The organism is Heliobacterium mobile, from assembly GCF_009720735.1.
GTDB classification, from domain to species: domain Bacteria; phylum Bacillota; class Desulfitobacteriia; order Heliobacteriales; family Heliobacteriaceae; genus Heliobacterium; species Heliobacterium mobile.
In genome coordinates, this window is sequence record NZ_WNKU01000033.1 from 1 (window position 1) to 15,842 (window position 15,842).

Genomic DNA, 15,842 nt, shown 5'->3' on the forward strand with positions numbered 1-15,842 from the left:
GGGTTAGCTTTAGGTTGTATCGAAAAACAGTGAAAAAGCGAGTATTACGGAGAAATGATTAATTTATTGAGGGAGGTAAAAAATATGGGTGCATGCGTAACCACTGGTGGAGGTTATATTGGAAATAGTATAGTTGCTTTAGCAATTTTGATTATCATTATTGCTATTCTAGGAACTGGTTTTGGATTAGGATTTGGTGTTTACTAAGTAATATGCTTACTAAAAGCGTGTGGCTCTAAGCTCACGCTTTTTTTGTTAAGGGGCTTCTTTTCTGCACGGCTGTGTTTAAATGATGACGCTGCTGATGACACAACGGTTGGAGATCTTGGGTACCTACTATTTTTTCGGCAACATTGTGCCGAGATAAATTCCAATTCCAATAGCCGCCGGTAACATCACGCCATGGAATATAAACCATGCCCACTTCCCGAACCGAAAGGCGTCTACGGGAATGGGGCGTCGTGACTCAGAAGGTACTACTTTACCTCCAATTACTTCAAATAAGAGAAGGTAGATCCACCAAGTAGAATAAGAATCCCAAAAGTCCCACGCCCATTGGTATTTGATGATACTAGTCTTTGCTTCCATTTGTGTATGTTGATCATAGCGTAATCACCCAACATTAGGCTCCCCGATATGGGAATTGTAAAACGACTGAGCCTAGGAATCTTGAAATGGCTACATCGCAAACTACAGCGAACACGACAAGTGTAGCCTTTTAGGTTTGACTGTAAACGAAGAAATATACCCTCTATCAGTGAGACCGCTGATGACGCTACGGTTGGTTTTTCACTCATCGGATTTCTTTTTCTTTTTGGGGAATGATATTATCGTAGTTTGGCTAGGGAGGAAACAACTTGCTTCGAAGATTGCTAATCGGGAGTAAACTTCATAACAGACAATTAACTCATGAGACGATGAATAAGCCAAAGGCCTTAGCTATTTTTGCATCCGACGCTCTTAGTTCTGTAGCTTACGCAACTGAAGAGATACTTCTTGTTTTGGCAATTTTAGGCCAGCTTGCATTTCGGTATTTACCACCCATCGCACTTTGTATCGCATTACTTCTGTTTACCGTTATTCTTTCTTATAAACAGGTTATCAAAACATACCCAGAAGGCGGAGGCGCCTATTCAGTCGCCAAAGAGTTTTTAGGACCGACTTACGGCTGTATTATTGGGGCATCTTTAGTCATCGACTATGTTTTGACCATCGCCGTAAGTATATCTTCTGGTACTGCGGCGATTACATCTGCTTTCCCTAGCTTGCTTCCTTTTAATGTATATATAGCTATATTTTTTATTCTCTTATTGACTATTATCAATTTGAGAGGTATCAGTGAATCAGCGAACTTACTGGCCTATCCCCCATATCTCTTCATCTTTTCTATGTTAGCACTTATCGTTACCGGTTTTTACCGTTATCTCTCCGGAGACCTTATTGCCCAATTTATACCTTATCAAGAACACGCTGCGAGTTTAGGGAATCTGGTTTTTGTGTGGATTTTGTTAAGAGCTTTCGCCGGAGGGTGTACGGCTTTAACCGGCGTTGAGGCTATTGCAGATGGAGTTCCTTCATTTAAAGAGCCTAAAGAAAACAACGCAATTACGGTTTTATTTACCTTAGGAAGTCTCTCCGTTATCCTTTTCGGGGGAACAAGCATTTTATCTGGTTGGATTCACGTTTTACCTCAGCATGGCGAGACACTCGTTTCTCAAATTGCCGAATTGGTTTTTGGTGGCAGGAACGTAATGTACTTTATTTTGCAAGCTGCCACCGCTATTATTCTCATCTTAGCGGCCAATACGGCTTTTGCAGGTGCCCCGATCATGGCTGCTAAACTGGCGTCCGAGGGATATATTCCACGCATATTTGCCCTCCGGGGAGATCGCCTGGTATTTAACAATGGAATCATACTTCTTTGCGTAGGCGCAATAAGTTTAGTGGTGCTGTTCCACGCCTCTGTTCATTCACTGGTCCCACTATATGCTGTTGGTGTTTTCCTAGCGTTTACAATAGCTCAGGCGGGTATGGTTGTTCGTTGGAACACCCTAAAACCAAAAGGCTACAAGACAAATGCGTTAGTGAACGGGATTGGCAGTACGGTAACAGGAATCGTCACCGTCGTCATCGCTTCTACCAAATTTATGGCTGGTGCGTGGCTGGTACTCATCGCTATACCCCTATTGGTGTTAATATTCAAGAAAATTAAAAAGCATTATTCCGACATATCACACGAATTATCCTCTCAGAATCAGGCGCCTTATTATGTCGTTAAGAACCACATTCTGATTCCGATGTCGTCTTTATCTAAGCCAGCCCTCAATGCACTGGAATTTGCCAGGTCAATGTCAAACGAAGATACGGACATAACTATCGTCCATGTTTCCTCAAGCCCAGAAACAGCAGAAAAGCTAAGGGAAAAACTTCAAGAGAAAAAAATCGACTTTGAACTCGTGATAGTGGAATCGCCATATAGGGAGTTAATTGGCCCCTTTGTTAACTATATTGATAACTTAGAAAAAGAATTAAAAACTGGCGAGGTGATCACAGTTATTGTCCCTGAGTTTGTCACGCATACCTGGTGGCACTATTTATTGCATAACCAAACCGGGTTCCTTCTACGAACTGTACTGCTCTTAAAAAAGAACATTATTGTGGCTTCCGTACCGTATCACTTGAAAAGTATGTAACCGTCGTACAAGGAATTGACCAAATGGAGCAAGGAAAAATAATAACCCAGGCTTTTGCCTGGGTTTTCTTTTTCCTAATTCGATTATTAACTTGCTGCGATATCAGTACGGACACCGATAAAAGACTCCCATATACTCACAGCCCGTTCTTCCTCTACCGTACCATCAACGATTTGAGTAGGCAATGGGCACCGGCTTTCTAGGCCCTGCAAGAAATGCTCAAATTGATCCGGAGGAAAATCTCTCGCTTGCCGGATAGCCTTGCGATCACCATAATCGAATATCAACAAGCAATCGATTAAGCCGTTCTCTTTTATTTTTGAATAAAAATCCATCTTTTTTAAGTTCTCCGGAGAGCCCTCGTTGACGGCAGTTAATATGCGGTATGGCCTTTCTCCGGCCTGTAAGGCCCATTCTTCCATGAGTTTATCCTCCCTATCAGTATCGCTCCTAATCTTTCGACGTGATTCTCTATAATCCTCCCCTGTTCCCTATGCATTTCCATCGAAAAGTAAAACCATTTGAACTTCCCCTTAAAAAACTGCGGTACATTGTTGACGATCTCCCCAGGGATAACTTATACTATTTTTGTCGTTATGGCGGTATAGCTCAGTTGGTCTAGAGCATACGGTTCATACCCGTAGTGTCGTAGGTTCAAATCCTACCACCGCTACCATGGGCGATTAGCTCAGATGGTTAGAGCGCTTGCTTGACATGCAAGAGGTCAGCGGTTCAATTCTGTTATCACCCACCAGTTTCATATAATCAGTGTGAAAGAGTTTTGAACCAGTATGGTTCAAAACTTTTTTGTATCGCGGGAAAATCATTATCTTTTTATTCATTAAAATCCCTTTTATAAACTTATTATTAAATAGGTAAGGAGTTTTTATTTATGAAAAAGAAGTTTAAAGGGTATTTTACTGTTTTTCTTCTAGCATCCAATCGAGTTAATAGGGGAAGATTGTTTCGTAAAAAAAGACCTGTTTCTCCTGGTTCAGCCTTTGCCTATTGACATCCAGGCCCCTTAACGAGGCACCCATGAGGATGAAAACAGAATATGTCGAATCAAAACCGGAGAAAGCAATCTCCGGTTTTTGTTTTTCACTCGCTCTTGTCTTTTGGCAGTCATTGGCGTTCATTAAGGGTGGGTTTTTGTCTATAGAGATGTTATAGTATACCCACCGATACCAACTTAAAAATGATACGGTTTTATCTGTTTTATCTGCTCCCAAGGAGGATGGTAATTTCATGCCCGTCCCGGAGAACTCTACCGGCCCAATTCAAAAGAATACTCCGACTCCCCCACAACGCCCCTGGTGGAGACAGTTGTTTTTCGGACTGGGACTCATTTTTCTCTCGATCTTCCTTGGCTTGGTTGCCGCTGCCGGATACACTACATACTGGTTCATTACAGATGTTCCCCAGTTCAATGTTGATGATTTTGCCTCGCCAACGACATCCTTCGTCTATGATATCAATGGACAACCGATCTGCGAGCTCCACGGCCCCCAACACCGTATTCCTCTCCCTTTAAGCAAAATTCCCAAAAAGCTACAGACAGCTGTGCTAGCCGCGGAAGATGTCCGCTTTTATGATCATCCTGGTTTTGATATTCGAGGAATCCTGAGGGCATTGAAGAGCAATTACGAAGCCGGTTCGATACAGGAAGGTGCCTCGACGATCACTCAACAGTTGATAAAGAACGTTTACCTCGGGCCTGAAAAGACGCTCAATCGAAAGTTAAGAGAAATTCATCTTGCCTATCACCTGGAAAAACAAATCGGCAAAGAACGTGTGCTCGAGTTGTACTTAAACCGTATTTATTTTGGAGAAGGAGCTTACGGTGTAGAAGCGGCAGCGCGCACCTATTTCGACAAGTCTGTCAACGATTTGACCGTAGCCGAATGCGCCCTGCTGGCGGGAATACCGAAAAATCCTTCCGCCTTTTCCCCTGTAGCATCCTTGGATGCTGCCGAAGAACGGAGAAACACAGTCATCTCTCAACTGGTTACTTACGGTTTTATTCCACCAGATCAGGCAGAACGAGCTCACAAAGAGCCTATCCGATTAAATCCCAATCCCCCTGAAAAGGATGCTCATTACCCTTATCCCTTTTTTATTGATGAAGTATTGCGAGAAGCTACCCGAATCCACGGGATCTCAGAGGACCAATTGTTTGGCGGAGGTCTGCGCATCTACACAACTCTCGATCGGAGAGTTCAAAAGCTTGCTGAAGACGCCTTTACCGATCCGAACCTGTTTCCACAAAGCGTAGACAATCGACCTGTGGAAGGGGCTCTGGCTGCGGTTGATCCGGTGACAGGGTACGTCAAGGCTTTGGTCGGCGGAAGGACTTACGAGGAGCGCCGAGGCTTTAACCGGGCCACCATGATGCAACGCTCTCCCGGTTCGGCCATAAAACCGTTGGCCGTATACGCTCCGGCGCTAGAACAAGGCTGGTCTCCCAATGCGACCCTTCCCGATGAACCAATGGATTTTCGCGGATACCGGCCAAATAACTATGATGGTGTCTTTCGAGGACAAGTCACCATGCGGCAAGCGGTGGCTCAATCGATCAACCTACCCGCCGTTTGGCTGCTGGATCGCATCGGAGTTCGCTCGGCCTTCGATACACTGCGTACACTGGGACTGCCGATCAGCGAGAAGGACTCAAACTTGGCTCTCGCATTGGGAGGGCTCGATAAAGGTGTGTCGCCATTGGACATGGCTCGCGGCTATGCCGCATTGGCCAACGGAGGGACAGCCGTAGAAAGCCGGACCATCATCCAAGTCTACGGACCTCTAGATCGCCCAATGGCCAAAGCACCGAAAAAGATACCTCTTTTTCAAATGTCGACAGCGAAACAGATGACATCGATGCTGCAAGATGTAGTACGTTACGGTACCGGTCGGGAAGCCCGGCTGAGCCGCCCTGTAGCCGGAAAAACAGGAACTTCCGAACTTCCGCCGCTGCCCATATTTGATGGCGTAAAAGGAAACCGGGACGCTTGGTTTGTCGGTTACACACCGGAACTGGTGACAGCTGTTTGGATGGGGTACGACATGACTGATCGCCGTCATTATTTAAACCGGGTCTACGGAGGCTCCTATCCCGCTCGCATGTTCCACCTATTCATGGAAGGCGCCTTGGTAGAGATGGAAGCACGGCCGTCGGAACTGTTCACCTCAGAGCCTGTGCCCGCACCATCAGCGGTAAAATCGGGAGCTCAGGAATCACCCTCATCTTCCCCTCAACAGGGAACTCAACCAGAAAACCAACCGGAAACAGAGAAATCGGGAAGCACCGATGTCGTTCCCTCTCCACCGGCAGATAAGAAACCTTCAGAACCAGCCCCCCTACCGCTGCAGGAAAGGCAATCCCCCCTGTCACCGCTATCACCGACAGAAAAAAGAGAATAAAACAAAAAGCCCGGATCTTTCTCTTTCGAGGAAGGATCCGGGCATATTATTTGAAAAAAACTTTACGACGCATCGTAGCCCTTTAATATTCGCAGTGCAGCCTCTTTGGTAGATATGCGATGGTTCATCGCATAACGTTGTAAAATCCGGTGTGCTTCCTCCTCGTTAATTCGCAGCTTTTCAATCAACTTTCGTTTCGCCTGGTTAACGATTTTCCTCTTTTCCAAGGCTTCTTTAAGTTCGACTACCTCTCGAGCTAATCGAGCTTCCCGGATGTAGTGGGTATGGGCTGTAATCACCGAAGCCAAAAGAGCCTCTTCGCGAACAGGACGAATCAAAGGCTCAAAGAGCCAAGTTTCCAACGATTTTTGGACATGTCCTAACTGGGTGTAGGGGGTGAGCAAAACAGCAGCCCCTAATTTTTCTTCTTGACACAGTTTGGCCAGTTCCAACCCGTCCAGGCCGGGCAACTGGATTTCAATGATTACCACATCAGGCAATAAGGAGTGAAGGGCGCGAAGAGCAGCCATTCCATCTGAAGCTTCACCAACGACTATTGCACCGTGCCGGTTGAGGGTTTCCTTCATTTTATCTCTAAGAGGCCCGGCCGGAGTTGCAAGAAAGATGCGTAAACCGTTCAAATGCGCTCCCCTCCCCGGCGAAATAAAAAAGCATTTCCCTACGAGTACCAACGGCACACGAAAAGAAACGCCTTCGTCTCATCAGGACGTCTTTGTCCCACAAATTGAAGTATACCTTGTTCATCCTTTTTCAGCAAGATATTATTTTTCCTGCCGAAATTCGATAGTTCTTACGATGTTTGTTGCTACATCTATAGCTGCACTGATGGAAACGTTAGCGATGATAACGCAGGAATCCCCCGCAGGAAATAATTTCGACACCCTGGGCTTCCAAGCCATCCATCAATAAATTGAGTCCCAAGGAATCACAAGCCATATGTCCGGCGATGACAACTCTGAGGTGGAACTCAAGGGCTTTTTTTCGCTGAGCCTCTGGTAGATGCATGCAGACCATGGTACCGACACCAGCTTTGACGAGTGCTTCAATGGACTGTTCAGGACCGGAAGTTCCCCCATTCATTTTTACGTAGATTCTCCCCGTTTTATCCCTGTTTTTTCCAGAGATCACTTGAGGGGTCATTCCGTAAGCAGCCGCCATTTGAAACTCCGGTACATCGAGAAGAGCGTCAATAAGGTCTTGTATTTGACTATTCGCACCGAGACGGTCCACCGAAAGGAACTCCGTAAGATACTTCTGAACCTGGTTGTCTGCCGGAGAATGGACACAGAGAAATGGGATATCTAATAATCGCGCCAAATCAACGTTCTTTTGATGATTGCCCGGTAAGACGGAACGACGAACCTCATTCATTCGTTCGCTCAAGAGCGACTCTGCTACATTCACCGGCACGCCGGCTGCCGCCAACAGATCCTCCTGTACTTTCATCACTTGATGAAGTTGAATCAAACCTCTTCCTTCCGGGTGATGAGCGATAACTAGATCTATAGATTTTCCCTGTTGCCGCCATCGATCGGCAAGGAGCAATTCGGCGCCATCGATATCGATGCCGACGAGGGCTCGACGGATTTCCTGGTTTCTTACTCCATAAAGAAGCTGACTGTCTCCGTATGGATTAGACCATTGACCATCATCGGCGAGTTTGGCTGCTTTGTTCTTGCTCGCAGCGCTCGCTTTCTTTCGTTCTTCTGCTAAAGCTTCTAACTCTTTCCGGGAACGAGGATCCGACTCAATGCCTTTCTCAATCAGCCAGTCAAAAAGTGCTCCCAGTTGCATATGTCCATCGTTCCTTTCGCAAATAAAAAGACCGGTCGATGCCGACCGGTCACCGCATTATTGCGCGTCTTCGCAATGATGTCCAGGTTCAGGGATTTCGCTGCCGCAGTTGCAGCAGGGACCGTACTGAGCCACATCGGCACCACAGTAAGAGCACCATTCCACGTCGGACACCCCCTGGAAAAATTGGTAGGTAAATGTCTTCCCTTTATCATTCTATTCGCGAGCGACATCAAAAACCCTTCCGATTTTCAGGGGGTTTGTTAAATTTGTATATTCTTTTTATCAGTTCTGTATATCCCTTTAGACGCTAACCACGTAATAAAGCTAGCATATTTTCCATTTCCGATACTTTACGCCGTTCTTCCTCAACGATATGAGCCACACAACTTTCGATAATTCGCAGTTGCCGCTCGTCAAACATAGCGATCAGCCGTTCAAGGCGAATTTTTTTATCGTTGATTCGAAGAATATTGACCGAATCACCTGACTTTAGGGCAGCCGTGTTGGCTTCATCGGTATCGATATGCAGTTCCGTATGAGTATTATCGGATGAAACTCGGACGACGACATGGTCAAAGACGAGGCTTCTCGGACCGGGAACGACGACGATAGCGTAGTCTTTATGGGAAAAGCCTAGCTCTTCGGCGTCTTCCACGGTCATATGGATGTGGCGCATGGCAATGATTAAGCCCTCTTGAAGATGAACTTCACCTTTAGGACCGATGATCCGAATCGCCTCGCTGCCTTCCAGATCCCCTGACAGACGTATAGGCGGCTGTACACCCAGTCTGACACTATCAGTCGCAGTGACTTCCACTTGACTTTGCGGACGAGTTGGGCCGATGATAGCGACCTTATCCAACTCTCCTTTCGGCCCGCACAGTTGAACCCGTTCTTCGCAGACATACTGTGTGGGTATGGACAATTGGCGCTTCGGTGTAAGGGTGTATCCGTCTCCGAATAAAGCAGCCACATGTTCTTCTGTCAAATGAACATGTCTGGCAGATACTCCTATGGATATAAGCAACAGTATCACTCTCCCATCCGGTCCCACTATTTCTCATTTTATCATAAGGCCGATGGGAGGTTAACAAGTTGATCGGATTTTTGAAAAAACTGCAGGGGAAGCGCTGCTTCAGCCCTGCAGTTTAGCGACTTATCTAGAAGATAAATTTGCCAGCGTTCGTCGTTTCGACACGTAAGATTTTTTCTTCCCGGCCGTTTTGGGCGTTGATATAGACGAGATAGTTCATATTATCGCGGGTGGCGTTGAATTCCCAGCAAAGGATCTCTTGATAGTTGTCTTTGGCCAGCAGGACCAGTTTATCTCCGGTGACGGCAACTTGGGAAGAAACTCGTCTCCGAGCGTCCTCCCGGCTAATCGCCGGTTGGGAGAGATTGCGGTTGTGATGGAAGGTCAGATAGGCTGTCCCGTCGTAGCCGATGACTTCTTTATCGTCCATGGCGACTCGCACTTTCACCTTGTCCGGATAAAGACTGACATTTCCTTCCTTAGGCACGACGGTGACGACAGCGATGTTTTGGTATTCTTCTACGGTGGTCACTTCAAAGTTGTTAAATCCACGGCGAGCTAGGTAGTCTCTAGCTACGGCGGCGGCATCATCACGGGTGATCGTCGGCGTTCCGACCGGTCTGTCTTTGAGCATGTAGATGACGTGCCCACCGGTTTTGGAAATGTCCATGTTGATTTTATTCTGGTTGGGGTTGTCCTTGGCCACTACAGAAATGCCATATGAGGGGATAGCAGCTTTTCCTTCACCGGTCACATTGATTTGATGACCATCTAAGTATGGTTGACCGATCCAGGATTGGGCGATTTGCACGGCTTGTTCTTGGGTGATTTGTCCACTCCCGAGGCCGCGGGGTGTGATTTTAATCTGCTCAGAATATCTCCCATCATATTCTACAGGAGAGTACTTTTGCAGTTCCGTCTCGACGAATTGGAAATTGGCCAAAATAGGCGGTGCTTGTGTTTCCGTTTCTTGACCAGCGACAGTGGCTAAGACCTTATTCCAAAGGCGGTCATACCATGCGGTTTGTTGTTTCGAGCCTTTTTGTTCCTGCATACGAGATTGTCGTTGCAGGTCGACCCAGGTCAGTTGGCGCGTGTTTAATTGCTCGCCCATTTTATTCAGTTCATCCCGGAGAAAGGCCGTCTGTTTGTGAAGATCGCGAATCTTGCTTTGTTCTTCAACCGTCAGAGAAGTATTGGCGTCCACTTTCCGTTCCGCTAGATTCTGCGAGAAATCTCCCACGGTGTTCACAAACTGATTCGTCCGCGATAACAGCAGGGTTGCTAGAGGCAGTTGACCCATATTGGCCGATGCCTGGTTAGCTTGACGGGAGACTTCGGTGAGACCTGTCACAGTTTGGTTGGTCGAGTTAGAGGCCATTAGGCGGGACATTTCTAATTCCATGTTATTTACGTTCGTCGATAACTCGTTAAAGGCCCGCTGGTAATGATTCTCTGTGGCCATCCGAAAGGCTTGGTTTTGTACGTACTGGTTGTACCCCAAATATCCAAAAAGTGCAGTGGTCACACCGAGTACCCCAGCTAGGAACCCAAGGCCGTTTCTTGATTTGCGCAGATCGGCCACTTGATCCCGTTGTCTTTCAATCGTCTCATGAGGTTCTTTGAATTCGTGGGTCAAAATCTACACTTCCCTTCCGAAAACGAATGAACGTATTATTATCGGTATCAGGTTTACTTTGCAAAATAGTGTTTCCCAATGGTTTTCACGACGGGACGACTCCAAATCCATTGGCTGGTTGCGGTCGCAGGGTTCCAATAATAGATACAACCACCCGTTGGATCCCACCCGGCAAGAGCATCGCGGGCGGCTTTGACGGCTGAGGCGTCATCCGGCATTGGAGTCCATATCTGTCCATCATCGACAGCGGTAAAGGCACCGGGCTGAAAAATCACGCCGTTGACAGAATTAGGAAATGACGGGTGTTTGGATCGATTAAGAATTACAGCACCGACAGCGACTTGGCCTTCATAAGGCTCTCCCCGAGATTCTCCGTGAATGGCTCGGGCGAGCATCTGTACCTCTCCCTGTCTCGGATGACCCGTTCCCCCTTGTGCTTCCGCGACAGCCGGGGGAAGGATCGTCTTTTCACTTTTTGTCCAGTCATAATGAGTCCAGCCCTGCCAGCAAAGAAGCCCTATGGAGAGCGCAAAGAGGAAATTTTTTAAGCCTTTACGATATCTCACAATTCTCTCCTCCCTATTTACCTTTCCGCCCTATTTTTTGCTTTTGTCCACTCCCTATACGCAAAACGCAAAAAACCCCGAACCGTTCTCAGGTCCGGGGTTTTTCTCTTTGCGAGGGAATCATTCGCTGATGTTGTACTTTGTTAATTTTTGATATAGGCCGGCTCGGGATATGCCCAGCATTTGAGCCGCTTGCACCTTGTTTCCATTCGTCTGTGCCAGCGACTGCAATATAGCGGCCTTCTCTGTCTGTTCCAATAAGGATTGCAGGTTTTGTTGCTGCAAAGAAATGTCGTCGTTTTTTGTGAACTTCTGCAAATAAATGGGTAGGTGGCAAACGTCGATCATTTCTCCTTTGACCCCATCGTAGGTGCGCTCAAAGACTGACGCAAACTCCCGAACGTTACCGGGCCAGTGATAGTTGTAAAGGACGGTCATCGCTTCCCGAGTGAGTCCTTGCACGGCTAGGCCGAATTCCTTGTTGAACTGGTGAACGAAGGCCGATACCAGTTCTGGAATATCTTCTTTCCGATCGCGCAAAGGTGGAATAAAGAGGCTCACGACATTGAGACGATTGTACAGATCTTCGCGAAAAGTTCCTTTTTTGACGAGTTCCTCCAGGTGCCGATTTGTCGAGACGATGAGCCGAATATCGACCGCACAAGGTCCTTCCGGACAATCCATGATCGGCAACTGTCCCTGCAAGATGCGCATCAGCCTGGCTTGTACGGCTGGCGGCATATCGCCGATATCGGTTATATGCAGTGTACCGTGGTGAGCTAAGCGTATCTTACCGGGAATTCCGCCGTCAAAACCGTTTGTGCCGCCAAAAATCTCTAATTCCAACGCTTCCGGCCCGAGTCCGCTGCAGCTGATTTGAATAAAGGGTCCTGATTTCCGTTCCGATTCCAGGTGGATAGCGTGAGCGAGCAACTGTTTGCCGGTACCGCTTTCGCCGCGCAGCAGCACTGTAGAATCACTTCGAGCCACACGCTGGGCCGTTTCTTTCAACATGCGGATCGCGTAGCTCTCTCCGATGATCGCGTCGAGACTGTACCGGGCGCCGCGAAACTTTTGCAGTTCCACCTTATAATAGTTTAGCTCGTTTTGCAGGGAGTTGATTTTATTCGCTAAAGCGTTCAGCTCATTGACATTTTTAAACATGACCTTACCGACAGCACCGACCACTTGGCCATCTTTGACGATGGGGATGCGCATCGCCACAAAATCTCGTTCCCCTGTATGTTGCAGCTCACCTACCTCGGCCTGGCCTGTCTTTAAGACTACATGTAGGCGCGTATTCTCAATCGCTTCATCGACGGCCTTTCCGAGCAGTTCAGCTTCTTCAAAACCGAGGGAGTCACAGTAGGCCTTGTTGACCATGGTGATGATACCGTCGTTATTGACGACCATAATCCCGTCATAGGCGTTTTCCAAGACCGTTTCTAAGGTGCTTTTCAGTTCTTTGACGCGGTTAAGCTCTTCGACGATCGATTCGATCTCTGTGACATCCTGAAAGATCGCTACGGCACCGACCATCCGTTGTTTGCGGATAATGGGCGTCAAGTTGAGGACAAAGGTTCTGTCATTATATGTATACCGAAGGCCGGTCATCGATTGTCCCGTCTGAATGATCTGCCGTAACTTAGACTGCGGAGCCACTTGCTCAATCGGCAGTCCCATAGCTTCACGCATATCCTTGCCAAAGACCTTGGAAGCTGCTTTGTTGAAGACGCGGACGATACCGTCGTGATCAGTGGCGATAATCGGGTTGTGCAATGCGTTGATGATGGCGACCCAGTTAAACAATTGGCTGACGATCTCTTCACGTTCGGACATTCATCAAACTCCTCGGATTTTTTGTCAATTCTGATGATTCTACATATTATGTTGTTTTCCTTCTTAGACAGAAAAAAGTTTAGACATAATCTAAACAATCCTGTCGATGATTTAGAATGCTGGAATTCTGCCCATGGCTTCCCTCTAGAGGAAGAATGATCATCATGACACCTTTTGGACAAGGTCGGTATAATAAAAGAGCTCGTACAAAGCCGAATCCCCTAATCGGGTACGGAGGAACCGCAGTCTTCCAGACTGTCGCTGTCAACATTCCTTTTTGACAGCAGGGGTGAATCTTCTCAGGAAGAGGGCCTACCTTTTCGGCCTAACCCGTCAGCTAACTCCGGAGGCTAATGGAAAGGATGGTAAAATGATTCGCAGTTTCTCCCTTCGCCATGGTCTTCTTGCCTTTGCTTTGACCCTCTTCTTCTCGGGCGCCTTTAGTGCCGCTCCCGCCCATGCTTGGCAGTATACGGTGCAGCCCGGCGACAGTCTCTATTCACTGGGACAGCGGTTCGGTCTCCCCTGGCAACTCATTCAAGGGGCGAACAACGTTGGCCCGAACAACTTGAATTCGGGAAAAGTTCTCTTTATTCCCGATGTATTCACCTACACTGTGCGTCAGGGCGATTCTCTCTTCACCATCGCCAACCGTTTCGGCTCGGCGGAATGGGCGATTCAGCAACTGAATGGACTCTCTTCCAGTACCATCAACGCAGGCCAAGTCGTGAAAGTCCCCACAGGCATTAGTCGTCAAGCGAACAAAGGCGTCAATCCTGCTGATGCGGATCTTTTAGCCCGGCTGATTGAGGCAGAAGCTTCTGGAGAGCCTTACAAAGGGAAAGTGGCTGTCGGTGCGGTCGTACTCAATCGTATGAAAAGCGGTTTATTCCCCACCACTATCGCTGGCGTCGTCTACGATAAGTGGCAGTTTGAACCGGTACAAAACGGCACCATCAACGAACCAGCCAGCAATGATTCCGTAAAAGCCGCCTGGGACGCTATATCCGGTTGGGATCCTTCGAATGGATCGCTGTACTTTTTCAATCCCGGAAAAACATCCGATTCATGGATGCGACAACGGTCTATCATCACCACCATCGGAAACCACGTATTCTCTATGTAGCGACGATAAAGCAAAGGCAAAACCCTCCATCTCGGCAATTTCTGCCGAGATGGAGGGTTTTTTAAAGGTACAATACCCGATGAGTCTCTAAATCATTTGCAGCAAGCTCGATCAATTGACCGATGATCCCATAATCGTATTTGAAGAGGTACGGAAATATATTTAGTACCCTCTCTTGGGGGCCGCCAGGCCAAAGATGCTTTTTCACTTTATCAAAATGGTTCCGGCTTTCCTGGCAACGCTGGCGGTGCCGTTGATGGACTTTGTTCTGAAGGAATTGGACCTGTCCAAGCACCCGTTCCAAGTTTTCTTCAGCCGCTTTTCCTATGGTCCCATCCCATCGACTGATCTTTTCCAAAACCGGTTCATAGGCGAGCTTTACCTTTGCCTGCAGTTCAGCAAATAGAGTGTCGATGCCCAGTTCATCTTGTGCGGCGACGAGTTGGTTCAGCCTCTCTTCCAATCCTTGTCGAATCTCCTGGACGGAACTTATATCATATTTTTGAAGCAACCGGTCGATGAATCCTTCCACCAAGGTAGCGCTTAAACGAGGAATGATTGGAGGCATCTCCATCCCTAACGCCTCATAGACGGGTTTATAGGAAGCGAAATAGGCGATCTCTCCCGGTCCTGCTATATAGGCGAGTGTCGGGAGTAGACAATCCTGCCAAAGAGGCCTAGTCACCACGCTCGGTGAAAAAGCTTCCGGGTCTTCCTGAATCTGCTGGAATATTTCGTCTGGGGAAAAGATGCCCTTCTTTCCTCGCAACGAAAATCCCTCAGAAAGGCGTTCGAGAGCCAAACGCTCCCTTTCGCGATAATAAAACATATGGGCATCTGTAGTCTTTTTTTCGACTTGAGGAGTATAACCCAGACCCCGAACCGCGGTTACACCTTCGGCGAGCCCTTCCGACAAGGCAGCACTTTTTTTCATCACCAAGGAAAAAAAGTCGCGACTTTCCGGCAATGCTTTTAATCCCGGCATCAAGGGGTCAAGAACGACAAGTCCATAGGAACCTAAAAGCCGATGCAAAATAGCAGCAAAGTAACCGTTTAAGCTAGTCACCTTCGCGGGAAGGTCTCTCAGCAGTGGCTGCCACTCTTCTCTAACAGTTGTATCGGCTACAGCAGCAAGGAATTCATCGACGGCTGCAAGCAGATCTTCCGGCAGAGGCCGATGGCCTACGGCCTGACGAACTTCCTCAGGCGATTCGGTCACGGTAACGCGCAGGAGTTGTTCCCCTCGAAGGACTTGTACCTGTGACGATTCTTCAAAGTCATGATCTTCTGATGCCACCCAGAAGATGGGAATGACGGGGCGGTTCAATCGTTCTTCCCAATAGCGTGCTTGAGCGATACAGGTGATAGCTTTATAGACCGTATACAAGGGACCGGTGAACAACCCTGCTTGCTGCCCCGTTACCATGGCTAAACTGTTGGATTCAGCCAGCCGTAAGGCGTTCTCAACAGCAGCGTTCTTTACCGGATCTAAACCGACGGCTTGACATAATTGTTTTTGAAAATCCGCCAAGAACTGGGACACTTGCTGCCGTGGTATGTTCCTGTTTCCATCGAGGTGATCGACGCGGCGGTAAAAAGACCTTTCATCTTGAAAATCATAGGAGAAAAGGGAGGCCACCTCTGCCTCCCTTTCTACATAGGCTTTTGCAATCCCGGAAAACAAGGTGTCAGATTTTTCGAAACGCAA

Annotated in this window: 11 protein-coding genes, 2 tRNA genes, 1 pseudogene and 1 riboswitch; of the genes and pseudogenes, 6 read left to right on the forward strand and 8 right to left on the reverse strand. The window is 47.7% G+C overall.

The annotated features are described in order from the left end of the window. Positions 1–84 precede the first annotated feature (84 nt). Positions 85–207: a hypothetical protein gene (locus tag GJ688_RS21105; RefSeq protein WP_268892105.1), complete on the forward strand. Its 123-nt coding sequence runs from the start codon at positions 85–87 to the stop codon at positions 205–207. 650 nt (positions 208–857) lie between these two features. Beyond that, a complete protein-coding gene (locus GJ688_RS17355) occupies positions 858–2,693 on the forward strand; it encodes an APC family permease (RefSeq protein ID WP_235911075.1) in 1,836 nt (611 codons plus the stop codon). A gap of 86 nt (positions 2,694–2,779) precedes the next feature. On the opposite strand, the gene GJ688_RS17360 is transcribed toward GJ688_RS17355, so the two are convergent. Next, the gene (locus GJ688_RS17360) at positions 2,780–3,115 is read right to left on the reverse strand and encodes a hypothetical protein (protein ID WP_155477788.1); all 336 of its coding nucleotides are present in this window, start codon (positions 3,113–3,115) and stop codon (positions 2,780–2,782) included. A 176-nt stretch (positions 3,116–3,291) separates the two neighbouring features. Here GJ688_RS17360 and GJ688_RS17365 point away from each other — a divergent pair. From GJ688_RS17365 to GJ688_RS17380, 3 genes are all read left to right on the forward strand, one after another. Next, positions 3,292–3,369: transfer RNA gene (locus GJ688_RS17365), tRNA-Met, on the forward strand. A 1-nt stretch (position 3,370) separates the two neighbouring features. Next, positions 3,371–3,447: transfer RNA gene (locus tag GJ688_RS17370), tRNA-Val, on the forward strand. A gap of 494 nt (positions 3,448–3,941) precedes the next feature. After that, positions 3,942–6,113 (forward strand): transglycosylase domain-containing protein, encoded by a 2,172-nt coding sequence (locus GJ688_RS17380; protein ID WP_155477790.1) that lies wholly within the window; start codon positions 3,942–3,944, stop codon positions 6,111–6,113. Positions 6,114–6,175: 62 nt separating this feature from the next. On the opposite strand, the gene GJ688_RS17385 is transcribed toward GJ688_RS17380, so the two are convergent. From GJ688_RS17385 to GJ688_RS17410, 6 genes and pseudogenes are all read right to left on the reverse strand, one after another. Continuing rightward, positions 6,176–6,754, reverse strand: a complete 579-nt coding sequence (locus tag GJ688_RS17385) for an ANTAR domain-containing response regulator (protein WP_155477791.1) — start codon at positions 6,752–6,754, stop codon at positions 6,176–6,178. Between the two features lie 214 nt (positions 6,755–6,968). Continuing rightward, positions 6,969–7,928, reverse strand: a complete 960-nt coding sequence (locus tag GJ688_RS17390) for an NGG1p interacting factor NIF3 (RefSeq protein ID WP_155477792.1) — start codon at positions 7,926–7,928, stop codon at positions 6,969–6,971. 310 nt (positions 7,929–8,238) lie between these two features. Then, positions 8,239–8,958, reverse strand: a complete 720-nt coding sequence (locus tag GJ688_RS17395) for a phosphate propanoyltransferase (protein WP_155477793.1) — start codon at positions 8,956–8,958, stop codon at positions 8,239–8,241. 133 nt (positions 8,959–9,091) lie between these two features. Further along, the gene (gene ypeB, locus GJ688_RS17400; RefSeq protein WP_155477794.1) at positions 9,092–10,603 is read right to left on the reverse strand and encodes a germination protein YpeB; all 1,512 of its coding nucleotides are present in this window, start codon (positions 10,601–10,603) and stop codon (positions 9,092–9,094) included. 53 nt (positions 10,604–10,656) lie between these two features. Continuing rightward, positions 10,657–11,001 (reverse strand): annotated as a pseudogene (locus GJ688_RS17405) (cell wall hydrolase); the annotation flags it as partial. 288 nt (positions 11,002–11,289) lie between these two features. After that, complete coding sequence (locus tag GJ688_RS17410) at positions 11,290–13,008, reverse strand: sigma 54-interacting transcriptional regulator (RefSeq protein WP_155477795.1); 1,719 nt, start codon at positions 13,006–13,008, stop codon at positions 11,290–11,292. 200 nt (positions 13,009–13,208) lie between these two features. Then, a riboswitch (cyclic di-AMP (ydaO/yuaA leader) is annotated at positions 13,209–13,374 on the forward strand. A gap of 4 nt (positions 13,375–13,378) precedes the next feature. Here GJ688_RS17410 and GJ688_RS17415 point away from each other — a divergent pair. After that, complete coding sequence (locus tag GJ688_RS17415; protein ID WP_155477796.1) at positions 13,379–14,134, forward strand: cell wall hydrolase; 756 nt, start codon at positions 13,379–13,381, stop codon at positions 14,132–14,134. A gap of 61 nt (positions 14,135–14,195) precedes the next feature. On the opposite strand, the gene bshC is transcribed toward GJ688_RS17415, so the two are convergent. Then, entirely contained in the window at positions 14,196–15,842 is a 1,647-nt protein-coding gene (gene bshC, locus GJ688_RS17420) for a bacillithiol biosynthesis cysteine-adding enzyme BshC (protein ID WP_155477797.1), read from the reverse strand.